This window comes from Novosphingobium sp. Leaf2 (assembly GCF_001421325.1).
Classification (GTDB): Bacteria; Pseudomonadota; Alphaproteobacteria; order Sphingomonadales; family Sphingomonadaceae; genus Novosphingobium.
The window spans coordinates 165,257-187,241 of the sequence record NZ_LMJY01000001.1 but is presented as its reverse complement, the minus strand read 5'-3'; the positions used below and the strand labels follow the sequence as shown (position 1 = coordinate 187,241).

The 21,985-nt window shown below is 65.0% G+C and carries 26 protein-coding genes and 1 tRNA gene; 14 read left to right on the top strand and 13 right to left on the bottom strand.

Going from position 1 to position 21,985, the window contains the following annotated elements; translation table 11 throughout:
* Positions 1-57 precede the first annotated feature (57 nt).
* From ASE49_RS00980 to ASE49_RS00960, 5 genes are all read left to right on the top strand, one after another.
* Positions 58-816 carry a DNA methyltransferase gene (locus ASE49_RS00980; RefSeq protein WP_235522775.1) on the top strand — a complete coding sequence of 253 codons (759 nt, stop codon included), beginning with the start codon at positions 58-60 and terminating at the stop codon, positions 814-816.
* The gene (locus tag ASE49_RS00975; protein ID WP_156370005.1) at positions 813-1,115 is read left to right on the top strand and encodes a helix-turn-helix transcriptional regulator; all 303 of its coding nucleotides are present in this window, start codon (positions 813-815) and stop codon (positions 1,113-1,115) included. Before ASE49_RS00980 ends, ASE49_RS00975 begins: the two co-directional genes overlap by 4 nt.
* A complete protein-coding gene (locus tag ASE49_RS00970; RefSeq protein ID WP_082456229.1) occupies positions 1,102-2,151 on the top strand; it encodes a tyrosine-type recombinase/integrase in 1,050 nt (349 codons plus the stop codon). The genes ASE49_RS00975 and ASE49_RS00970 overlap by 14 nt, the downstream gene beginning before the upstream one ends.
* Positions 2,152-2,231: 80 nt before the next feature.
* Positions 2,232-2,315 (top strand) — tRNA-Leu (locus ASE49_RS00965).
* Between the two features lie 177 nt (positions 2,316-2,492).
* Positions 2,493-3,107: a PilZ domain-containing protein gene (locus ASE49_RS00960; RefSeq protein ID WP_056767645.1), complete on the top strand. Its 615-nt coding sequence runs from the start codon at positions 2,493-2,495 to the stop codon at positions 3,105-3,107.
* A 14-nt stretch (positions 3,108-3,121) separates the two neighbouring features.
* On the opposite strand, the gene ASE49_RS00955 is transcribed toward ASE49_RS00960, so the two are convergent.
* From ASE49_RS00955 to ASE49_RS00940, 4 genes are all read right to left on the bottom strand, one after another.
* The gene (locus tag ASE49_RS00955) at positions 3,122-3,916 is read right to left on the bottom strand and encodes a COG4705 family protein (protein WP_056767643.1); all 795 of its coding nucleotides are present in this window, start codon (positions 3,914-3,916) and stop codon (positions 3,122-3,124) included.
* Between the two features lie 88 nt (positions 3,917-4,004).
* A complete protein-coding gene (gene msrB, locus ASE49_RS00950; RefSeq protein ID WP_056768622.1) occupies positions 4,005-4,493 on the bottom strand; it encodes a peptide-methionine (R)-S-oxide reductase MsrB in 489 nt (162 codons plus the stop codon).
* Positions 4,494-4,549: 56 nt separating this feature from the next.
* The gene (locus ASE49_RS00945) at positions 4,550-5,788 is read right to left on the bottom strand and encodes an ABC transporter permease (RefSeq protein WP_056767640.1); all 1,239 of its coding nucleotides are present in this window, start codon (positions 5,786-5,788) and stop codon (positions 4,550-4,552) included.
* A complete protein-coding gene (locus ASE49_RS00940) occupies positions 5,785-6,777 on the bottom strand; it encodes an ABC transporter ATP-binding protein (protein WP_056767637.1) in 993 nt (330 codons plus the stop codon). Before ASE49_RS00940 ends, ASE49_RS00945 begins: the two co-directional genes overlap by 4 nt.
* Before the next feature lie 19 nt (positions 6,778-6,796).
* On the opposite strand from ASE49_RS00940, the gene queG reads away from it, so the two are divergent.
* On the top strand, positions 6,797-7,903 hold the full coding sequence (gene queG, locus ASE49_RS00935; RefSeq protein ID WP_235522774.1) for a tRNA epoxyqueuosine(34) reductase QueG: 1,107 nt from the start codon (positions 6,797-6,799) through the stop codon (positions 7,901-7,903).
* Positions 7,904-8,350: 447 nt separating this feature from the next.
* The gene (locus ASE49_RS17550) at positions 8,351-9,265 is read left to right on the top strand and encodes an alpha/beta hydrolase (protein WP_082456228.1); all 915 of its coding nucleotides are present in this window, start codon (positions 8,351-8,353) and stop codon (positions 9,263-9,265) included.
* Positions 9,266-9,391: 126 nt separating this feature from the next.
* Here ASE49_RS17550 and ASE49_RS00920 read toward each other — a convergent pair whose 3' ends face one another.
* Positions 9,392-10,726 carry a glycosyltransferase family 39 protein gene (locus ASE49_RS00920; RefSeq protein ID WP_056767625.1) on the bottom strand — a complete coding sequence of 445 codons (1,335 nt, stop codon included), beginning with the start codon at positions 10,724-10,726 and terminating at the stop codon, positions 9,392-9,394.
* A gap of 117 nt (positions 10,727-10,843) precedes the next feature.
* Here ASE49_RS00920 and ASE49_RS00915 point away from each other — a divergent pair, with 117 nt between their 5' ends.
* Genes ASE49_RS00915 through ASE49_RS00895 form a run of 5 tightly spaced genes read left to right on the top strand, consistent with a single transcriptional unit; the run spans position 10,844 to position 15,821 of the window.
* Positions 10,844-11,611 carry an alpha/beta hydrolase gene (locus ASE49_RS00915; RefSeq protein ID WP_056768621.1) on the top strand — a complete coding sequence of 256 codons (768 nt, stop codon included), beginning with the start codon at positions 10,844-10,846 and terminating at the stop codon, positions 11,609-11,611.
* A 6-nt stretch (positions 11,612-11,617) separates the two neighbouring features.
* Positions 11,618-12,508: a tetratricopeptide repeat protein gene (locus ASE49_RS00910; RefSeq protein ID WP_056767621.1), complete on the top strand. Its 891-nt coding sequence runs from the start codon at positions 11,618-11,620 to the stop codon at positions 12,506-12,508.
* Between the two features lie 9 nt (positions 12,509-12,517).
* Positions 12,518-13,522 (top strand): LLM class flavin-dependent oxidoreductase, encoded by a 1,005-nt coding sequence (locus tag ASE49_RS00905; RefSeq protein ID WP_056767617.1) that lies wholly within the window; start codon positions 12,518-12,520, stop codon positions 13,520-13,522.
* A gap of 33 nt (positions 13,523-13,555) precedes the next feature.
* Positions 13,556-14,782: an NAD(P)/FAD-dependent oxidoreductase gene (locus ASE49_RS00900; protein ID WP_056767614.1), complete on the top strand. Its 1,227-nt coding sequence runs from the start codon at positions 13,556-13,558 to the stop codon at positions 14,780-14,782.
* Between the two features lie 49 nt (positions 14,783-14,831).
* Positions 14,832-15,821, top strand: a complete 990-nt coding sequence (locus ASE49_RS00895; RefSeq protein WP_082456227.1) for a TraB/GumN family protein — start codon at positions 14,832-14,834, stop codon at positions 15,819-15,821.
* A gap of 89 nt (positions 15,822-15,910) precedes the next feature.
* Here ASE49_RS00895 and ASE49_RS00890 read toward each other — a convergent pair whose 3' ends face one another.
* Genes ASE49_RS00890 through ASE49_RS00875 form a run of 4 tightly spaced genes read right to left on the bottom strand, consistent with a single transcriptional unit; the run spans position 15,911 to position 17,073 of the window.
* A complete protein-coding gene (locus tag ASE49_RS00890; protein WP_156370003.1) occupies positions 15,911-16,108 on the bottom strand; it encodes a hypothetical protein in 198 nt (65 codons plus the stop codon).
* Complete coding sequence (locus ASE49_RS00885) at positions 16,108-16,302, bottom strand: helix-turn-helix transcriptional regulator (RefSeq protein ID WP_007684939.1); 195 nt, start codon at positions 16,300-16,302, stop codon at positions 16,108-16,110. Before ASE49_RS00885 ends, ASE49_RS00890 begins: the two co-directional genes overlap by 1 nt.
* Positions 16,299-16,889, bottom strand: coding sequence for a hypothetical protein (locus ASE49_RS00880; RefSeq protein ID WP_056767601.1), 591 nt, complete (start codon positions 16,887-16,889; stop codon positions 16,299-16,301). The genes ASE49_RS00885 and ASE49_RS00880 overlap by 4 nt, the downstream gene beginning before the upstream one ends.
* Before the next feature lie 4 nt (positions 16,890-16,893).
* On the bottom strand, positions 16,894-17,073 hold the full coding sequence (locus ASE49_RS00875) for a hypothetical protein (protein WP_056767598.1): 180 nt from the start codon (positions 17,071-17,073) through the stop codon (positions 16,894-16,896).
* A 355-nt stretch (positions 17,074-17,428) separates the two neighbouring features.
* On the opposite strand from ASE49_RS00875, the gene thrS reads away from it, so the two are divergent.
* Positions 17,429-19,423, top strand: a complete 1,995-nt coding sequence (gene thrS / locus ASE49_RS00870; RefSeq protein WP_056768620.1) for a threonine--tRNA ligase — start codon at positions 17,429-17,431, stop codon at positions 19,421-19,423.
* Complete coding sequence (locus tag ASE49_RS00865) at positions 19,420-20,094, top strand: spermidine synthase (protein WP_056767594.1); 675 nt, start codon at positions 19,420-19,422, stop codon at positions 20,092-20,094. The genes thrS and ASE49_RS00865 overlap by 4 nt, the downstream gene beginning before the upstream one ends.
* 30 nt (positions 20,095-20,124) lie before the next feature.
* Here ASE49_RS00865 and ASE49_RS00860 read toward each other — a convergent pair whose 3' ends face one another.
* From ASE49_RS00860 to ASE49_RS18815, 4 genes are all read right to left on the bottom strand, one after another.
* Positions 20,125-20,466 (bottom strand): hypothetical protein, encoded by a 342-nt coding sequence (locus ASE49_RS00860; RefSeq protein WP_056767589.1) that lies wholly within the window; start codon positions 20,464-20,466, stop codon positions 20,125-20,127.
* Between the two features lie 37 nt (positions 20,467-20,503).
* Positions 20,504-21,391 carry a bestrophin family protein gene (locus tag ASE49_RS00855; RefSeq protein ID WP_056767585.1) on the bottom strand — a complete coding sequence of 296 codons (888 nt, stop codon included), beginning with the start codon at positions 21,389-21,391 and terminating at the stop codon, positions 20,504-20,506.
* Positions 21,388-21,648, bottom strand: coding sequence for a hypothetical protein (locus ASE49_RS00850; RefSeq protein WP_056768619.1), 261 nt, complete (start codon positions 21,646-21,648; stop codon positions 21,388-21,390). Before ASE49_RS00850 ends, ASE49_RS00855 begins: the two co-directional genes overlap by 4 nt.
* 165 nt (positions 21,649-21,813) lie before the next feature.
* Positions 21,814-21,936 carry a hypothetical protein gene (locus ASE49_RS18815; RefSeq protein WP_268778231.1) on the bottom strand — a complete coding sequence of 41 codons (123 nt, stop codon included), beginning with the start codon at positions 21,934-21,936 and terminating at the stop codon, positions 21,814-21,816.
* Positions 21,937-21,985 lie beyond the last annotated feature (49 nt).

Sequence of the window (21,985 nt, the reverse complement as noted above, 5' to 3'; positions counted from 1 at the left end):
AAACCGATTTGCGCTATGTGCGCTGGCACCCGCTATAAAGATTTCGCGGGCTTCCGCATGGACCTGTGCGACTGCGTCGGCGAAGCACAGCCGGTGATGATCGGCTATGACGCCGGGGCACCTGAGGGCGATTACGGGGTGGTCAAGATCGGCCCGCACACGCTGTACCAGGCAGACGCCTACCACTTGCGCCCAAAGCTGGGCTTCTTCGATGCCGAATTCATGGATCCCCCCTATCGGTTCGATAATCGGGGCGGCGGCGCTTTCCGAAAGAGCCGCGCCGGCGCGGACATGATCGTCGCCGAGGAACTGGATCAAGGGTTCGACGTGTCGATCGTCAACCCGCTGCGCGCGGGCGCAGTCGTGATCTTCTGCCACAACGACCAGCTCCCCGAGCTGCTCGAATATGTCAGCCGGCGCTACCAGCGGTTTTGCGTCCTGGGGTGGATCAAGAAGAACCCTAGCCCCATGCGCAACAAGCACTACCTCGCGGATGTCGAGCCTTATGTGCACGCCTGGAATACCGGCTTTCACCCGGTTGGGGACCACCATGACATGCATCGTTGGGTGATGTCGGGCACGATGGCTGCGAAGGCCTACGGCCACCCGACCGTGAAGCCGCTCGACGTCATGGACAAGATAGTGCGCAACCTCTCGGGTAGCACCATCATCGACCCATTCATGGGCACCGGCAGCACCGCCATTGCCGCGATCAGCCAAGGCAAAGTGTTCACCGGCATCGAGAAGAACCCCAAGCACTTCGCGACGGCAGTCGAGCGAATCACTGCAGCCTGGGAACAAGCGCGGGCAGCATGACCGCGTCTGCTCGCCTTTCAGTCGATCGCGGCACATTGCCCGATTGGCCGCGCTTGATGCGGGAGGGGATGGCCGCCGCCTACCTCGGCATCAGCGCGTCCATGTTGCGCGAGCATGGTCCTGCATCGAAGCACATCGGCCGCTGCGCGGTATGGGACCGCCAAGACCTCGACCGTTGGGCCGATGCTCTAGGCACCGTGGGCACTGACCCTCAACCGCTCGATCATCTACAACGCCAAGCAGAAGCCGATTCGATTGCCGATCGCGTGCGGAGACGCCTTGCAAATGGTCCGAACTGACCTCCCTTACGTCTACTGCAGCAGCAAGAAGCTCGCTTCGGGCAAATACCGCGACTACTGGCGCTTTCGGCGAAACGGTATTGATACTCCGCTGCCCGGCCAGCCAACAGAGCCTGCATTCCACACACGCTATGGCGAGCTGATGAAGCAGGCCGAAGTGCGCGCGCAGTCGACCGCAGATCGCGAGGCAGACCGCTACAGCTTCGCCTATCTATGCCGCCGCTTCCTTGCCAGCGCCGAATTCGCGTCGCTCGCGCCGAAGACACAGTCGGATTATCGCAGCACAATCGAGGACCGCCTTGTCCCGATCCTTGGACCGGAGCGGTTCGACTGCATCGATCGGGCCAGCGTGAAGGTGGTCCGCGACGATGTCGCGCGTAAATTGTCGCCACGCACGGCGCATAAGGTGAAGCAGATGGTCAGTCGGCTGTACAGCTGGGCGGAGGAGGAAAGCCTTTTACCAGCAACCTTCATCAATCCGGCTTCCGGCATCCGTCGCATCAAGGGCAAGACCACGCCGATCGAGGTGTGGTCGATTGAGGAAATCCGACTGTTCCTTGGCCATTGCCAGCCATGGCTCCAAACGGTGGTGCTGCTCGCCCTCTATACAGGTCAGCGCCGCGAGGACCTCGTCACGATGGAATGGACGGCGGTCCAGGGGAGCACCCTGCGCGTGCGCCAGAATAAAACCAAAGAACCTTTGACCATCCCTGCCCACCCCGAATTGGCGAAGCACCTTAAGAAGGTCCGCACCAAGTTCGGTGGCACGGTGATTCGCGACCGCAAGGGAAAGCCCATGACGGCCGATGCCCTGAGCTATGAAATCTACCACGCCGTGCGCAAGATCGACGGCATGCCGAACCGCTCGCTCCACGGCCTGCGCTACGCCGCCGCCGCAATGCTCGAGGAAGCCGGCTGCTCAGTGATCGAAATCAGCAGCATTATCGGCCATCGCACATATCAAATGGCGATCAAATATGCCCGCCAGCGGCGCGACGCCGAGGCCGCAATGCGCCGCGTCGAGCTGCTCGGCTGACCGTAAACTGCGGAACGCAATCGGATTGCACTGCGGAACGCGGACAGCTAGACGGCAAAAACCACGGTTTCTCTAGGTGTGCGGGCGTGGCGGAATGGTAGACGCTGCGGACTTAAAATCCGTTTGGGATTCCAGTGCGGGTTCGAGTCCCGCCGCCCGCACCAGGCTGGCAATACCCGCTCGTGGGTCGTATCAGTAATCGTGGCCGACAGCGGGGCAAAAGACTGTCGGCGGCAACAATATTTACAAATGCGTAACTGACACGGCGTATGTGTTACTAGGTGCACACTTCCAAGGCATCGCCGCCAGCTGGGATTGTGGGCACGGGGGGCTTGTTCGACATGACTTTCGTGAACCGCCTGTCTGTCGACGACGTCGGCAAGCCGAGCGACCTGCGCGCGACGCCGCGATTCGCGCTGCTGCTGCGTGCGGCCAAGCTGATCGGTCCGCGCGGGGAATACCTGTGCATCGTGCGCGACGTTTCGGAAACGGGCGTGCGGCTGCGGCTGTTCCATACCCTGGCCGGAGAGCGCCGGCTGGCGCTGGAAGGCCCGTCCGGCGAGCCGATCCCCATGGAAATGGTGTGGGAGAACGAAGGCGAGGCCGGCTTTCGCTTCGACCAGCCGATCGAAGTCTTGCGCTTCGTGGCCGAATCCGGGCCTTATCCCAAGCGCCAGATCCGCCTTGCGGTGGATCACCCGGCCACGCTCACCGTGGCCGGCGTCATCGTCGAGGCGCGGCTGTGCGACGTGTCACGCCAGGGCGCGAAGATCGAGACGGACCATCACCTCGCGATCGGACAACGCCTGCGCCTCACCGCCACACACCTGCCGGACTTTGAGGCCACGGTGTGCTGGCGCGCGCAGCCTACCTACGGCCTGGTGTTCCACCAGTTGATGGGCCTGGAAGAACTGGCCCAGCGCACCCATCGCATCCAGACCGCACGGGGCGGGTGAGGCTTCAATATGCCTCAATGCGAGGGATGTCGTCCGGCGCGCTGGGGTAAAAGGACGATGAGCAGCACGATCGCCGCCGCCAGCACGCCGGTCGCCAGCGATCGGCTGAAGGCGAGGCCGCCATGCGCGACCGGCTTGTCCAGAAAATCGCCCACCGTGGCGCCCAGCGGGCGGGTCAGGATGAACGCCGTCCAGAACAGCGCGACGCGCGAGACATGGGTCCTGAAATACAGCGCGGCGACCACGGCCAGCGCGGCGCCGAAGGTCAGCGCGGCGCCGGAATAGCCCAAGCTGCCGTCTGCCGCCCAGTCCCCCAGCGCCGTGCCCAGCGTTTGGGAAAACGTGATCGTGATCCAGTAGAACGTCTCTGCGCGCGGCCCGGTGACGCGATCGACCGCAACGTTGCCCAAGCTGCGATGCCACGCGAACAGCGAGGCCAGCACCCCGCACAACAGCAACAGCGTGCCGCCCGGATAGCCGATACCCAGCGACCGGGTGGTGAAATCGGCAAGCGTGGTGCCTGCCGTGGTCGAGGCGATGATCGTGGCCCAGTACAGCCACGGATTGAACCGGCGCGCCCGGATCTGCAGCGCCACTAGCGCGATCAGCAGAACCCCGAAGATTGCGGTTGCAACGACGTAACCGTTGATGCCCGCATGGCCGGCAGCGGGCGTGGTTTCGCCCAGCCACGACATCGACACCGCATCGCCGCCGGTCTCTCCCAGCGTGGTGGCCAGGATCTTGATGATCCAGAACCCCAGCGTCACCGCCGGGAGCTTTGAGACTACGCCCTCCGTCCGCCGATCCATCACCCTCACCATGCCGAATGCCGTTTATGGCGATCTGCTGGAAAACCGGGGCGGATGCAAAGCAAATGGTTAGGCCCGCGCCTAGGGATCAGGCCGGCTTGAACTTCATGGCCGCGCCATTCATGCAGAAGCGTTTTCCGGTGGGTGGGGGGCCGTCATCGAACACGTGGCCCAGGTGTCCGCCGCAGCGCGCGCAGCGCACTTCGGTGCGAGACATGCCCAGCGTCGAATCGGTCGCGGTGTCGATCGCACCGGGCAGCGGCTTCCAGAAGCTGGGCCAGCCGGTGCCGCTGTCAAACTTGGTCTTGGAGGAAAACAGCGGGTTGCCGTCCGCCGCGCACAGGAATGTGCCGGCGCGGTGCTCGCTGTTGAGTGGCGAGGAATAGGGCCGCTCGGTCCCCGCCTGGCGCAGGATGCGATACTGGTCTGCGGTCAGCTTGCGGCGCCATTCGGCATCGGTGAAGTGGACGGGATACGCCTTGGCCTGCGCGGCCTCTCCGCACGCAGCCAGCACCGGCAGGGCAGCGCCTGCACACAGCCAGCCCAATGCGGTGCGACGGTTCGTTTGTGGGTTCATAAAGCGTCGCTCCTGCAGGGCCCCTGCGTTGAAAATGGCGTTGCCCGGCGCGGGTTTCAATCCCCCGCAGGCGCCGGCCTAGCGCGCCCAAGCAACCGGCGCCTGGCCTTGACGCGCACCTTGGGGCCGGACTGCATCACCCGCCGCCGGAACAGACCCGATCCCAGCCGCACCAGCAGCGCTACCCACCCTGCCTGCCATAGCAGCGCGGCGGCGTGGGGCCACAGGGCGGGTTCCTGCGCCGCGCGCGCCAGCATCGTGTAGGGCGAGCTGAACGGAAACAGGATCGCGCCGATCTCGACCGCGCTGCCCGGCCGGGTCATCGCGAAGCTGGCCAGGAAGAACAGCAGCACTTGAAGCATCGTTACCGGCATGGAAATCGTCTGCACTTCGCGTACGGTGGCGGCCAGCGACCCGATCGACAGGAATACCGAGCCCAGCAACAGGTACGCCATCGCGAAATAGACCACGCCCAGCCCGATCAGCATCGGCCAGCCCACCGCCGGTTCGGGCAATTGCAGCACGTTCGGTCCCGCCGCCAGCACCAGCGCGCCGCCTGCCGCGCCCCACGCCGCGATGCCCACCAGCGAAACACCCAGCATCGCGAACAGCTTGCCGAAGAACACCGCCTCCATCGGGATCGCGGCGGCCAGCACTTCGATGATCTTGTTGGCCTTTTCCTCCACCAGATTGGACAGGACCATGCCCGCCAGCATCATGGTGAGCAGGAACAGCAGCGTCTGTGCGCCCTGTGCGGTGCGCAGGCCCGCCTGCCGGTCCGCCTTGGGCCGGGCGGCGGTGGCGTCTATCCGCACCGCCGGCCAGGGACGCAGCGGCCCGGCCTGCGCCTGCGCGGCGATCATCGCCACCGCGCCGCTCCATCCCTCCACCCGTTCACGCGGGCCGGACAGCACCGGCGCTGCGGGCGTGCCGGTCAGGACGGCAGAAACCTTGTGACGTTCCATGACTGCAGACGGCCTGGCGGGCGCAACGATGCGAAAGGCCGGCAAGCCCTCGCCCAGCCGCGCGCTCAGCGCATCGCGGGCACGGGTCATCGCCTGCGCATCCGCCGGCGCCATCGCGACGGCCACCACCGGATCGGCATTGGCGCCCGCGCTGGAATCGACCTGCCGGCCAACGCTGCCGGCCAGTCCGCCTACGATCAGCGGGAACAGCGGGCCAAGCAGAAAGAAGAAGAATGTGCGCGAAAACAGGATCGCGGTGAAATCCCTGCGCGCGACCACCAAGGCGGCGGCCAGGATGGACAGGCGTCCGCTGTGCGATTGCGCGTTCATCGTGCCGCCTCCTCGGGCTTGGCCTGTTCCAGCGCGCGCGCGGCAGCAGCCCCTGCGATCGCCACGAAGGCATCGTGCAGCCCCGCCCGCTCGATCGAGAGCGACAGGATGCCGGCCTCCCCCGCGATCAACGCGCGCAGCAGCGGCTCTATCCCGGTGTCCGGCAAGGGGAAGCGCCAGAACTGCCCCTCGCGCTGGGCGTCTGCCGGCAAGGCTGCGCGCCAGGGACCATCTCCGGCCCGCGTTTCCAGCCGCACTTGCGCCGGGATACTGTCCCGCGCGACGTCGACGGGCCCGGCGAACGGAACTTTCCCGCCCGCGATGATCGCCACTTCATCACACAGGCGTTCGGCGTGCGCGATGACGTGGGTGGAAAATATCACCGTGGTTCCCTGCTGCGCCAGATCGCGCATCATCACTTCCAGCTTGCCCTGGTTAAGCGCGTCGAGCCCGGAGAACGGCTCGTCGAACACCACCAGCCGGGGCTGATGGACCAGGGTGCCCAGGATCTGGACCTGCTGCGCCATGCCTTTGGACAGCTGGCGGATCTGGCGCTCTGCGGCATAGCCCAGGCCGTGCCGCTCCAGCAGATCGTGCGCACGGCGGCGGCCTTCCTTCAGCGGCAAGCCGCGCAGCGCGCCCAGGAATGCGATCGCTTCGGTCGCCTTCATCGACGGGTAGAGGCCGCGCTCCTCGGGCAGGTAGCCGATGGCATGGGCCAAATCGTGGGGCCGGTCCGCGCCCAGAATGCGGCGATAGCCCGAATCGGGGTCGATGATGCCCAGCAGCATGCGCAAGGTCGTGGTCTTGCCCGCGCCGTTGGGGCCAAGGATACCGTAGACCGAGCCTTGCGGCACGGACAGGTCCACCCCGTCCACCGCCTTGAACCCGTCGAAGCGCTTGACCAGCGCGCGGGCCTCGATCGCCAGCGGCACCTGCCCTTCTGCGGCGTTGCCGGTTTCCTGCGGATCTCCTACGTGCGTATCCATGAGGCCCCCTGGCGCCAGCTTGTCCGACCCTGATCGCGCAGACCCGGTTAAGGTCGCCCTAAGCGCGTTCGCACAGGATGTGGAGGCCCAAGCGCGCACGCTGGGATTTTGTGCGTTCGGCGTGGCGAGCGCGGTGCCGGACGCGGCGCTGGGCGCGCGGCTGGACGCATGGCTGGCCGCCGGCATGCACGGCACGATGGGGTGGATGGAGCAGCGCGCGCACCAGCGCCGCAGCCCGCAGGACTTGTGGCCCGACGCGCGCAGCGTCATCGCGCTGGGCATGAGCTATGCCCCCGCGCTCGATCCGCTCCGGCTGGCGGACGAAGCGCAGGTCGGGCGCATTTCCGTCTATGCGCAAGGGGCCGATTATCACGACGGGCTGAAAAAGGCGCTCAAGCATCTGGCCCGCTGGATCGTAACCGAAGGCGAGCGGCGCGGGCTGGCGGACGCGGTGGGCGTCAAAGTGTTCACCGATACCGCGCCGGTGCTGGAAAAGCCGCTGGCCGCCGCCGCGGGCCTTGGCTGGCAGGGCAAGCATACCAACGTGGTCAGCCGCGAGCATGGATCGTGGCTGTTCCTGGGCGAGATCTACACCACGCTGGACCTTGCCCCGTCCGCCCCGGCACGCGACCGCTGCGGATCGTGCCGCGCCTGCCAGGATGCGTGCCCGACCGACGCGTTCCCCGCCCCCTACCGCCTCGATGCGCGCCGCTGCGTCAGCTACCTGACGATCGAGCACAAGGGCCCGGTGCCCGAAGACCTGCGTCCCGGCCTCGGCAACCGCATCTACGGCTGCGACGATTGCCTGGCGGTGTGCCCGTGGAACAAGTTCGCAAAAGTCGCCCACACGATGAAGGCATTCCTCCCGCGCGCCGAACTCACCGCACCGGACCTGGCCGACCTGCTGACGCTGGACGACACCAGCTTTCGCGCCCTGTTTTCCGGCAGCCCAATCAAACGCATCGGCCGCAACCGCTTCGTGCGCAACTGCCTGTACGCGGCGGGAAACAGCGGTGAGGCGGGGCTATCAGCGCAAGTCGCCCCGCTGCGGGACGATGCGGACCCGGTCGTTGCCGACGCGGCGCGGTGGGCATGGGAGAAGCTGGGCGGCGGCCGTTCAGAGTGACCGATTGGATGTCTGCTATCGCCCCAAAGCGGACATTCACATCTTGCATGGTGGGCTTCTTAGTGGATATTATGCCTACGTTCCCCTTCGCGGTTGAGGCTTGTCGTATGAATGATCCACGGCTTTGGTTCGGCCCCAAGCGCTTGGGATTCGGCATCACCCCTAGAACCCGCGAAGGCTGGCTCATAACCCTTGCCCTCGTCCTCGCCGTAATTACCGCGAAGCAGATGATGTGATCCAATCCTGAGGTTCATTGCGGCGCCCATCCGAACCTGACGTCGATTACCGGCAACTGAGCTGTTTCGTGTGCCTGCAGGAGAGCGGACCGGCAGCTTTCCGCAGCTTTCGAAGAAAAGCAGCCTATCCGGACACGCCCCAAAGCGGTCATTGGCACTGGTTAAAAAGGTAGACATAGGGGGTCAGCATTCCTCGTGAGGATCAGACCCATTGCAACCTAAGCCTTCTACAGCTCTTTTTACCTTGCTCTTGGCTGCATGTGGCGTCAGCGCGCAGGATGCCGCTACGACGGAAAAGAAACCATCATTCGCAGCATCAGGCTCTCGGAAGCCAGAGCCGTTCGCAGTCGAGGACAGTGCCGTCCTGCAAGCGAGTTCGCAATCCGGCCGACAGTATGAAGTCTATGTCAAAACCCCCCCAGGATATGGCAAACCCGAGAACGCCTCGCGTACTTACCCCGTGGTATATCTTACCGACGGAGCATACACGTTTCAGGTTGCGTCTGGGGTATCTCGGCTACCCTTCAGTCAAAAGCGGTTCGACGAATTCATATTGGTAGGGCTGTCTGGTGCCAAAGGAGAAGACCCCGCCGCATCACGCAGGCGCGACCTCACACCTTGGCAGGACACCGACGTTGCTGGTTTCAGTGGAGGGGCCAGTACTTATCTCGAATTTATTCAAGCAAAAGTAATTCCGCTTGTAGAAGGGAATTATCGCGTTGATAAATCTAACCGCACACTCGTAGGGCAATCGTATGGGGGTTTGTTCACATTATGGGTTGCACTAAAACGACCAGAGCTTTTTCAGAACTATATTGCCTCAAGCCCCAGTCTCTGGTTTGATAAACATCGCCTTTTGCATCAAGAGGCCGAATTCGCCAAAACCAACTCGGACTTGAAGGCGCGCATATATATTGCGGTCGGGTCACGCGAACATCCGCAGCCTGGGGGCTGTGACTGTGAACACGATATGGTCACCGATAGCGCAAGGTTTGCCGCCGCTTTGCGGAGCAGGCATTATCATGCGCTCGATCTGCGCGACGAGGTGGTGTCGGGAACTTTTCATGAGACGACCTTCCCAATCGTGCTTACATTAGCCCTGCAATGGTTGTTCATGCCCTCGTAGCTCATGTCAGAATAAAGGAGGATGTCAGACACCCTACGTCCGCTCTCCACCACAATCACGCCTTTCGCGGGCCAGGATAAGTCGCATCCACCCGCGCTTACCCATGCCCCACGCCGCCCCCACCGCTCAGTGCAGCGTCGGCTTCGCCCGCCTTTCGCTGATCCGCCCCAGGGACGTCACTATCAGCCACCCTGCCGTCATGCACACCCACGGCATCACCGGGTAATGAAAGCGCGACTGGCCGGAAAACACCACGCAGATCAGCGTGGGATACAGCGCGATGCCGTAAGGCAGCAGCCACCAGCCGATCCAGCGCTGACCGTCGCGCCGGCGCCGGGCGATCATCACGAAGAACGCCGCGCCGAATGCCAGCATCAGCAGCGCGTAATACCCCTGATTGAGCGCGCGCGCACCGCGATAGACCAGTGCGAACCGCGCGTATCCGGGCGCGCCGCCCTGATAGGCCCATTCCGCCTCCCCGTCCGGCAGCCATAGCCGGGCAAGCTTCTTCGGGATCAGCCGGGCGAACCTGTCAGGATGCTGGGTGATCCACGCCATGCCCAGTTGCCGGGCCTGCGCATCGCGGGTCACTTCGTCGAGCCTGGGCTTGGCCATCAGCGCTTTGACCACCGGCGCATCGGGCGTGTAATCGCCGGTCGCGGTATCGTGGTTGCCCGTCAGCAGCGTGTAGCCGCCGTTGGTGGACACGGCCACCCAGTGGCCCAGCTGCGCATGGTTGCGGATCGACCAGGGCACGACCGCCAGGCCCGCCACCGCCACCACGATCAGCCCGTCCACCAGCAGGCGCGGCAGGCGCTGCCACAGATTGCCGGCGCGCATGCAGTCGATCGCGAACAGCAGCGGCACCACCACCAGCGTCTGCGCCTTTACCAGCGTGGCCAGCCCGAACAGCAGCCCTGCGCCGACCAGCTGCCAGCGGTTGGTGCGGGTCACCACCGCCCAGCACCCGGCCATCAGCAGCGCGGTGTAGAACACCTCCGTCAGCGCCAGCGGCACATAGCCGATGGCGTTGGGATAGACCGCCAACGCCAGCAGCCCGGCGCGCGCGGCGCCTTCCGATCCGAACAGGCGCCGCCCCAGCGCCAGCGTCATCACCCCGATCAGCATCGCGCTCACAAGGTTGAACAGGCCGAGCGAAACCGTCGATACCCCGAACTGTGAGAACACCAGGCTCAGCGCGATCGGCCAGCCCGGCGGCCAGAAAGCGGTGGGCGCACCGGAATTATCGAGGTAGCCGTTACCCGCAGCCAGGCTGGCGGCGCGGGCGAAATACCATTCCGCGTCAGATATGGGCGCAACATCGATCAGCAGCACCACGGCGCGCAGGGCGAAATACAGTGCCCATATCCCCAGCAACACCGAACGATCGGTGGCGAACCACTCCAGCTTCAGGGCAAGCCTGGAGGGACGGGCGGGAAAGTGGATGACCTTGGCGCTCATGGACGGCCTGGATAATGGCGGGGAGGCTTTAAGATCGGATTACGGCCTGCCCGTCCAGCCCTATCGTCGTCCGGTATGGCCTTGCCCTTGCGCCGCGCCGTTCCCACTAAGATGGTGATGACCGACACGCGCTTTCTCGATCTGTCCGATGGGCGTTCCATCGCCTACCGCTTTACCCCCGGCCCCGGCCCGGTGATCGTGTTCCTGCCCGGCTACATGTCCGACATGGCCGGTTCCAAGGCCGCCGCGCTGTTCGAGATGGCGCGCGACAGCGGCCTGCCGTGCCTGCTGTTCGATTATTCGGGCTGCGGGGAAAGTCCGGGCTTTTTTGGCGAAGGCACGCTGTCGCGCTGGAAGGACGAAGTGCTGGCGCTGGTTGCCGCGCTGGAGACCGACGAGAAGGTCGTGCTGGTCGGCTCGTCGATGGGCGGGTGGCTGATGCTGCTGGTGGGGCAGGCGCTGGGCGATCGGCTGGCCGGGCTGGTGGGCATTGCCGCCGCGCCGGACTTTACCGACTGGGGCGTCGCGCAAATGGACAAGGCGTTGCTGGCCGATGGCGAGACCATCTTCGAGGACAACCCCTATGGCCCCGAACCCACGCCCACCCATCCCGGCTTTTGGGCGGATGGGCAGGCCAACCTGATGCTGGACACCGATATCGCGATAGACTGCCCTGTGCGCCTGCTCCACGGCCAGCGCGATGCGGACGTGCCGTATGACGTATCCCTCCAGCTGGCGGAGCGGCTGCGTTCAGCCGATGTGCAGGTCACGCTGATCAAGGACGGCGATCACCGCCTGTCGCGCGATGCCGATATTCGCCTGCTGCTGCGCACGGTGGCCGAACTGGTGCTGCCGCGCGCGCCGGCGGCCTCACCGGAGTCCTGATCTGCCATGTCCTCGCTGTTTTTCCTCCTGCCGCTGTTCGCCCAGGTCGGCCCCGCGTCCTCGCTGCCGAGCAATGCCAGCCCCTATGCCTCGCAACTGCCGCTCGAAATCATCGAGAAGAAGGACGCCGAGGCCGCCAAGCGCGCGCGTGAGACGCAGAGCGTGGCGATGCCCACGGCGCGCAGCAACACCGGCTGCATGAGCGCGGTGGAAGCAGACCCAGAAAAGTCCGCCGAACTGGCCCGCAGCGCGCTTGGCGATGCCGTGGGCCGCGAAAAGGTGCGCGCCGGCCTGTGCCTTGGCGTGGCGCTGAGCGATCTGGGCCAGTGGGACGAGGCGCGCACCGCCTTTGCCAATGCCCGCGATGCGGCCGCGCCCGAAGATCATGCCAGCCGGGCGCGCTTGGGCGCGATGGCGGGCAATGCTGCGCTGGCGGCGGGGCAGCCGGGGCAGGCGCTGTCGCTGCTGGCCCCTGCCGCCACCGATGCCAAGATCGTCGCCGATGCGGACCTCACCGCCTCGATCGCGCTGGACCGGGCGCGCGCGCTGGTCGCGGTCAAGCAGCCGGACGAGGCCGCCGCCGCGCTTGCCGAAGCGCGCGCCGCGCAGCCGGATAATGCGCAAGCATGGCTGCTGTCCGCCACGTTGTCTCGCCGCCAGAACAATCTGGCGCAGGCGCAGGCGCAGATCGAAAAAGCCGCCACCCTTGCGCCGCAAGACCCGGAGATCGGACTGGAAGCCGGCGTGATCGCCATGCTGTCGCATAACGAGGCGGCGGCGCGGCGCAGTTGGAACTCGGTGCTTGCCGCCGGCCCCGGCAGCGATGCGGCCGCCACCGCCAAACAATATCTCTCGCAGCTTGGCCCGGAAAAGACGCCGGGCGCAGCAGCCAAATAGGAAACGATCATGATCCCGCTTTCCGTTCTCGACCTTGTCACCGTCCGCGAAGGCGGCACCGTGGCGCAGGCGCTCGACATCACCGTGAAGACGGCGCAGGCCGCCGAACGTGCGGGCTACGCCCGCTACTGGGTGGCCGAGCATCACGGGATGGACGGGATCGCGGGCGGTGCAACCTCCGTGGTGCTGGCCCATCTGGGCAACGCCACGTCGACGATCCGCATCGGGTCGGGCGGGATCATGCTGCCCAACCACACGCCGTACGTCATCGCCGAGCAATTCGGCACGCTAGCCGCGCTGTTTCCGGGCCGGGTGGACCTTGGCCTTGGCCGCGCTCCGGGTGCCGATGGCCGGCTGGCGCAGGCCCTGCGCAAGGACATCCATGCGGCGGCGGAGCGGTTTCCCAACGATGTGGTGGAGCTGCAGGCGCGCTTTGCTGGCCAGGCGGCAGGCGGCGTGCCCTCCCCCCAGGCGGCGGGCGCCGATGTGGAGATGTGGATCCTGGGCTCCAGCCTGTTCGGTGCGCAACTGGCAGCGATGCTGGGCCTGCCCTATGCTTTCGCCTCCCACTTCGCGCCCGGCGCGCTGGATGAGGCGGCGCGCGTCTACCGCGACCGGTTCCAGCCTTCCGAGCGGCTCGATCGCCCGCATTTCATGGCCGCGATCAATGTCGTGGCGGCGGATACCGAAGAGGAGGCGCATTACCTTTCCTCGTCCACGGACCAGAGCTTCGTCGCTTTGCGCAGTGGCACGCCCGGTCGGCTGAAGCCGCCAGTCCGCGATTACCGCGCCGGCTTGCCCGCCCCGGCGCGCGCAATGCTGGAGCAAGTACGCTCCGTCAGCGCGGTGGGGACACCCGATATGGTGCGCGAACAGCTGGAAGCGTTCGCCGCACGCGTTCAGGCGGACGAGCTGATCGTCAGCATCGCAACCTATGATCCCGCAGCCCAGATCCGGTCCCTGGAATTGACGATGGACGCGTGCAAGCAACTAAATTCATGTCCCGCCCATTGACCGCACCCGAAAATTGCGAGAACTGACCGGGCCATGGAAAAAGCAGACGTCGTCATCGTGGGAGCGGGACACGGCGGGGCCCAATGCGCCCTCGCCTTGCGCCAGAACGGGTTCACCGGAACCATAACCGTTGTCGGACGCGAGGCGGAGCATCCGTACGAACGCCCACCCTTGTCCAAGGAATACTTCGCGCGGGAAAAGACGTTCGACCGCCTGTATATCCGCCCGCCCACCTTCTGGGCGGACAAGGAAGTCACCTTCAAGCTCAGCACCGAAGTGGTGGGCGTCGATCCGCAGGCCAAGGTGCTCACGCTGTCGGGCGGTGAGAGCTTCGGGTATGATAAGCTGGTGTGGGCCACGGGCGGCGATCCGCGCCGGCTGTCATGTGCGGGATCGGAACTGGCCGGCGTCCACGCGGTGCGCACCCGCGAGGACTGCGATACGCTGATGGCGGAGATCGACGCGGGGACCAAAAAGGTCGTTGTCATCGGCGGCGGCTATATCGGGCTGGAAGCGGCGGCGGTGCTGTCGAAGATGGGCCTGCAGGTTACCCTTCTGGAAGCGCTTCCGCGCGTGCTGGCGCGGGTCGCCGGAGAGGAATTGTCCGCTTTCTACCAGAAGGAACATCGCGATCACGGCGTGGATCTGCGTACCGGCGTTGCCGTCGATTGCCTGGAAGGCAACGGCCACCGCGTCACCGGCGTGAAGCTGGCGGACGGTGAGATCGTGCCGGCGCAGGCGGTGATCGTGGGGATCGGCATTGTGCCCGCGGTAGGCCCGCTCATCGCGGCAGGCGCATCGGGCGCGAACGGCGTGGACGTGGACGAATACTGCCGCACCACGCTGCCCGATGTCTACGCCATCGGCGATTGCGCGGCGTTCGCCTGCGATTTCGCGGGCGGCAATGTAATGCGCGTCGAATCGGTGCAGAACGCCAACGACATGGGCACTTGCGTCGCCAAGGCGATTTGCGGCGATGCCAAGCCCTACAAGGCGTTCCCATGGTTCTGGTCCAACCAGTACGACCTCAAGCTGCAGACCGCCGGCATCAACATGGGCTATGATCAGGCCGTGGTGCGCGGTGATCCGGATACGCGCAGCTTCTCGGTGGTGTACCTGAAGCAAGGCCGCGTGGTGGCGCTGGACTGCGTGAACGCGGTGAAAGACTACGTACAGGGCCGCAAGCTGGTGGAAGCCGGCGCCACGCCTGACGTGGATGCGCTGGCGGACGCGGGGGTGCCGCTGAAGGAGCTGGTGTAGGGGCTGGTTTTGGTGGTTAGCAGACGTTTGGGTCAGGCTTCACCGGCGAATGTCCGCCGCTGGCGGCAAGGATATAGCCGCCCTCGCGTCAGTTGTCGTACCATGTGTGTTTGTGTACCAACACACCATGAGACGTTCCATGATTTTACATGCTCCGACCTCCAGTCGGCGCTGCTTCATTCGTCATAGCTTCCTTGCCGTAGGCGCTGCCGCTCTCCCAACAGTAGCCTGGGCAACTCCCGACGCCTCGGTACCGATCTGGACGGTCCGCAAGCGAGGAAGAAGCGTCTATCTCTTGGGAGAAACTCTGCCGCGCCCCCAAGCTTGGCATGTGCCAGCAGTCGAAGCGCTGCTGCTTCGGTGCGGCAAGCTCTGGACCGAGACGAACCAAACTTACCGCGAGTCAACTGCCGCGCTGGTGAAGAGATTCGGTATGTCCGCGTCGCCTTCACCTCTAGGCTTGCTGTCACCAAGCCAGGAATCTCGGCTGGAGCGAGCGGCCGTCAGCGCAAAGGTGAACCTTGCAGAGTTCGTTGGCATTCGACCCTGGCTAGTAGGCGCGACGCTCGAAGATGCTGGCTACAACGCATTCGGTCTGACGGGCGCATCTGCAAATACCGTTCTAAGCGCTCAAGCGAAGAACGCAGGCATTCCCCTCGCCAGCGAGTTCGCGACCAAAGACGACGTCTTTTCATGGTTTGGCGGCATGTCACCGATCCAAGAAACCCAATTCCTGTGTTTCGCTGTCGATGGCGTCCTGCTCGGGCGAGATGGCTGCGAGCGATTGTCTCGCAGTTGGCTGGCCGGCCGGATTGCGCCGGTCGAGGCGTTCGTCGAGTACGAGCGTCGCAGCTATCCAGAGTTGTATATGAAACTCACCGCAGATCGTAATCTAGCGTGGGTGCGGCGGTTCGAGGCGATGCTGGACGAGCCGAAGCCAACGATGGTCGTTGTCGGACTCTACCACCTAGTTGGTCCCAATAGCTTGCTCGCCAAACTTCGAGAGGCCGACTTCACGGTCAGCAAAGGGATTTACTAATCAGCGCGACTGAGAGGCAAGGTCCGCTGTTGGGGCGAAAGCAGACATCGAGACCAAAGCTGAGGGATTGTGCGGCAGTTATACTCCCCTCAATAGAGCTTGGGCGCCATCACCCGCAGCACCAGCTTTCCATCGGGCCGGATCGTTCCAAACAACTGCTGCGGGGCTGATACGCGGGGGCTCGTCCCGGACTGGAAAACATCCATCGCGACAACCACGCCCACTGCGATGGCAACCCCGGCGCCGATCAGCGCCGCTTTTCTGCGCGGGTGCAAATTTGCCGCCATCATTCCCCCCTTTGGAATATGTCTTCGATCGCCATACCGAACAGATCGGCGATGCGGAAGGCCAATGGCAACGAGGGATCGTAGCGCCCGGTCTCGATCGCATTGACGCTCTGGCGGGAAACTTCCAGCCGCTCTGCCAGATCCTGCTGGCTCCACCCGCGCTCGGCGCGCAGCACCTTGAGGCGGTTCTTCACCGGCTGTCCCTCCACCGGCCGATCGCGCTGCCGATGCCAAGCCCCACCGCCCACACCGGCACCGCCATCCAGCCCGGCACATGGTCAACCACGTGGAAGGTTTCCAGAAAACCCCAGACCGTCGCCACCCCCAGCAGCAGCGCCGTGGCCCCCAGCGCGGCGTTGACGACGCGCATGCGCAAGTATTCGTCCTGCTCTTCGGCCAGATAGCGGGCCATCGCCCAGATGAGGTAGAGGATCGGCAAGGCCGGCAGCACCGCCAGCAGCCACAGCAGCGGACCGCCGGGGTGCAGCTGGCGGTTGGCGATCACCGAAACCGCGAGCAGGACCATATACCCGAACGACCATAGCATGGCGCGCCGGTTGTAGCGCCGCGTCGCCGCGGACAACGCGCCGCACTCCGCCTGCGCGCGCTCCGACGAACGGACCAGCGGGATCAGCAGCAGCATGGGTGGCAGCATCACCAGCATGGACGGGATCGCGCCAAGGTCGAGCCGTCGTGCCAGGATGCCGGTGCCAAACATGCCCACGAAGAATGCCGCGCCCCACAATGTCGCGGCGCGGCGTGGGGCGGTGATGGTGCTCATCGCCTCAGCCCTCCATGCTGTGCTGGCTGGCATAGGTGCGCACGGCCGCGAGAACGGGCAGCGCGCAGATCGCCGCGATCGTGGTCCAGTGCGGCAGGACGCCGGCGACTTCGAGCGCGAACGTCAGGCCGACGGCGATTCCCCAGTCGCGGGCGATTTTGCGGGGCAGAGTGTCGCAGAGCATCGAATCAAACTCCCTTTGTCATTAGTAAAGGGTGTTTGACATCCCGGCGCCACATGAGTCAAGTTTCATTTACTCTTTGTCGTGCTTCGTTGACTCACCTGCACGCTTGATGACAAATCCCGTCGGCGTCGCTATCTGCCTTGCCCATGCCCAGCCCCCGCCTCACCCACACCCAGCGCACTACCCGGCCCCTGCGGGCACGGCTGGCCACGCGCTGAAGCGCAACGCCGCCGTCGCCCGGTTTCGGGTGAGGCCGCGTCCCTCCCTGCCGAAACTGCCGCAATCCCGACGCGCAACGCTTCACCCGCGCGCGCGCCTGTGCCATGGCGCGCGGCAGGTAATGGAAAGACTGCCGATGTCCGAAATGTTCAAGATCAGCCTGCCCGACGGTTCGGTGCGCGAGATGCCGCAAGGGTCCACCCCGGCAGACGTGGCCGCCGCGATCGGCCCCGGGCTTGCCAAGGCAGCGATGGCCGCGCGGATCGACGGTGAATTGGTGGACCTGTCGATGCCGTTCACCGGCGATGCCGCGCTCGCGCTGGTCACCAGCCGCGACGAGGCGGACGCGCTGGAACTGGCGCGGCACGACTTTGCGCATATCCTGGCCGAAGCGGTGCAGGCGCTGTTCCCAGGCACGCAGATCACCTTCGGCCCGTCCACCGACGATGGCTTTTACTATGACTTCGCGCCGCGCGACCGCCCCTTCACCGAAGAGGACCTGCCCGCGATCGAGGCGGAGATGCGCCGCATCATCGCCGCCGACAAGCCGCTGCGCCGCGAAGTGTGGGACCGCGAACAGCTGGTCAGCCGCTGGAAGCAGCAGGGTGAGACGTTCAAGGCCGAATGGGCCGCGCAACTGCCCGGCGACGAGCCGCTGACGGTATACTGGTCGGGCGACGACTGGCTGGACATGTGCCGGGGCCCGCACATGCCCTCCACCGGCAAGCTGGACCCGGCCGCCTTCAAGCTGACGCGGGTGTCCGGCGCGTATTGGCGCGGCGACCAGAACAACGCGATGCTCAGCCGCATTTACGGCACCGGCTGGCTCAACAAGAAGCAGCTCAGCGCCCACCTCACCCGGCTTGAGGAAGCCGCCAAGCGCGATCACCGCCGCCTGGGCGCGGAGATGGACCTGTTCCACCTTCAGGCCGAAGCGCACGGCTCGGTGTTCTGGCATCCCAAGGGCTACATGATCTGGCGCGAGCTGGAAGCCTATATGCGCCGCGCGATTGACGATGCCGGCTACCGCGAGGTCAAGACCCCGCAGGTGATGGACGCGCGCCAGTGGGAACAGTCCGGTCACTGGGGCAAGTACCGCGAGAACATGTTCGTCATCCCCGACGAAGTGCCCAACGTGGAGGACGAAGGCCCGATCGTGTCGGACGACGCGCAGTGGATGGCCCTCAAGCCGATGAACTGCCCGGCACACGTGCTGATCTTCCGCCAGGGCATCAAGTCCTACCGCGATCTGCCGCTGCGCCTGTATGAAAACGGCTGCTGCCATCGCAATGAGCCGCACGGCGCGCTGCACGGCCTGATGCGCGTGCGCCAGTTCACGCAGGACGATGCCCACATCTTCTGCCGCGAAGACCAGATCGTGGCCGAAGTGCGCGCGTTCTGCGAACTGGCGGACCGTATCTACAAGGACTTCGGCTTCACCTATTCCATCAAGCTGGCGCTGCGCCCCGAAAAGCGCTTCGGCACCGATGCCATGTGGGACATGGCCGAAAACGAGCTGCGCAACGCGGTGGTCGAGGCCGGCCTTGCCACCCCGGAATACGGCTGGGAAGAACTCCCCGGCGAAGGCGCCTTCTATGCGCCCAAGCTGGAATGGCACCTGACCGATGCGATCGGGCGCACCTGGCAGGTGGGCACGATCCAGTCCGACCGGGTCCTGCCCGAGCGGCTGGACGCCAGCTACGTGGGCGAAGATGGCGCGCGCCATCGCCCGGTAATGCTGCACCGCGCGATCTTCGGCTCGTACGAACGTTTCATCGGCATCCTGATCGAGCATTTCGCAGGCAGGCTGCCGGCGTGGCTGGCGCCGGTGCAGGCGGTGGTGGCCACGATCGTATCGGACGCCGATGCTTATGGCGCGCAAGTTGCCGCCAAGCTGCGGAGCGCCGGGGTGCGGGTGGAAACCGACATGCGCAACGAGAAGATCAACTACAAGGTGCGCGAACACTCCCTGCAGAAAGTCCCCTACCTGCTGGTGGTGGGCAAGCGTGAGGCCGAGGAAGGCACCGTGGCGCTGCGCACGCTGGGCGCGGAACACCAGAAGATGATGAGCCTGGACGATGCCATCGCCCTGCTCACAGCAGAGACCGCCGCGCCGGACCTGCGCCCATGATCCAGCGCGAACTTCTGGACAGCGCCTGGATCCCCGATGGCGAGAAGCTGGAGCTGTACCGCCACGACAAGGACTTCATGATCGTCATCGGCCACAACGAGCTGATGAGCACCCGCAAGTGGGGGTCTGAAGAAGCGCTGGCGACGATGGCCTACGATCGCATCAAGACTGCGAGGCGCCCGCACATGCTGATCGGTGGCTATGGCATGGGCTTCACCTTGCGCGCCGCGCTCAGGGTGCTGCCCGCCGATTCGCGCGTGACGGTGGTGGAACTGGTGCCCGAAATCATCCAGTGGGCGCGCGGGCCGATGGCGCACCTGACCGCCGATTGCCTGGAAGATCCACGCGTCACGCTGGTGATGGGCGATGTGGCGCATGTCATCGAAGAAGGCCTCGGCGATTATGACGCAATCCTGCTCGACGTGGACAACGGGCCGGACGGGTTGGTGCGCGAGGACAACAACGTCATCTATTCCAAGCTGGGCCTGCGCGCCGCCAAGCGGGCGCTGACCCCGGACGGGGTGCTGGCGATCTGGTCCGCGGGTGCCGATCCGGTATTCGCCCGCAGGCTGGAAAAGGCGGGCCTGGCGGTGGACGAGGTAAAAGTGCACGCCCGCAGCAACGGCAAGGGCGCAAAGCACGTCATCTGGTTTTCCACCAAGCGCGAGTAATTCGCGCAAGGCGGGCGCGCAGACCTGCGCTTACGCTTGCGCCTTAAAGACATCCAGCCAGGCGCGGGCCTGCTTCGCCTCGCCCACCTCGTGCGCCTTGGCTGGCCTGCGCCGCGCCAGAAAATCGCGGTGAAGCGCGAAAGGCTCCATATCCAGCTTTTCGCGCAAGTCGTCGATCTGCGCGGCCTGCTCTGCCAGATCGTCCAACACCGGTGCGGCCTTGGCGCGCGTGGCCTTGTCCACCGATGGGTCCAGCAGCCCGCGCATACCGGACGCCGCCGCTTCCAGCGCGGCCATCAAGGCGGCGCGATACTCCGCCTCCAGGTCGAGGCGAAGGTTTTCCATGCGTTCGAGACGGTCTGCTCTGGCCATGGGCCCTGTTAGACCGCGTTAGCGCAGCGTCAACCGGTCACCACAGCACGCCGTGCTTGTCCGGCTGGACCGGCGGCGGTGCTTCCTCGCCGATTGCCTGCAGCAGATCTATCTCGATGGTGCGACACATGGCGTTGAGCGGCAGATCGTGCACGTCGTTGGCGAACGGGTCCACCAGATCATCGCCGATCGTCAGCACCGCCAGGAACATCAGCCCTGCGATAGTGGAGCCCAGCGGGGTGGCGAACTGCAGCGTCTCCACCAGCCCGATCGGCAGCAGCAAGCAGAACAGGTGCGTGAACAGCACAGGCAGGAACCGGTATTGCGACGGCAGCGGCGTATTCTTGAGCCGCTCCATGCCGCCTTGCGCATTGGCGATGTCGATCAGGACCGATTCCATCCGGGATTCCTGGATGGTGTCCAGCCAGCCGCGCTTGCGCGCCTCTGCGATGCGGCGCCCGGTGCCGTCCAGAATACCGTTCGCCACGTTGGTGCGGCCCAGCGCAAGGTCCGCCTCGTGCTGCGGGAGCAGGCGAATCACCTCCTCGTCCGGCGGCAGGCGGCGCAACTGGCAGCGCAGCGCGTTCACATACGCAATCTGCCGCCGCACGATCCGACGCTTGAAATCGGCGGCTTCCGGATCAGGCATGAAATTGCACGCGGCGCGCGCCAGGTTGCGGCTGGCGTTGATCATCAGACCCCACAGCCCGCGTCCTTCCCACCAGCGCTGGTAGGCCGAGTTACTGCGAAAGCCCAGAAACAGCGCCAGCGCGGTGCCGAACAGCGTCACCGGCAGTTCCGGCGCATCGAACGGCAGGACGTAATACGTTATGGTGACGATGACGTCCCATACGAACAGCACCGTCAGCGGTTTCCAGACTTCCCGGACGATGCGGGTGGGGCTGGGAAATTTGGAAACGATCATTGGTGCGAAGCAGGCTCCGTGCGGGGACGCTGCGCAAGGGTTGCAACAGCCTTTTGTGGCTTCACGTTGGTGTCGCCAGCCTCGGTCGAACGGGCCATGGCGATCGATGTTCCGGTGGCCGGGCGGATCGCGAACCAGTTCATGCGGTCTACCGAGACCAGGAACGCCAGCACCAGGCAGCCGAACAGCAAAAGCAGGCCATTGCCCATCAGCGCTTCGCGCAGGCGGGTCTTTTCCGCTGGGGTGAGGTTACGCATAACAAGCCTTTCGAAAGCGACGTTTGACGCCAAAATGGTCATCCTCGGTTTCGTTCGTTTATGCATAATGCAACAAAAGTTTGCTGCAGCGCACCCATGCGGTGTGCAGTGCAGCAACCGCGATAAATCAGCAGTTTGAAATGAAAAGAGAGGCCTTGGCCCGTGTCAAAGCGCGAGCGAGTGGCGTGCCAGAATCAGCGCCAGTGCGCAGCCTGCAACCACGACCGGGCGCAACAGCGCCGTCGATCGGACGGGAAGCGCGTGGGCAAAGGTGATGATGCGGGCCATAGCCGGCATCCTGCGCGCGCAGTGGTTGCCAAAGCGTTAAGCGTGCAGC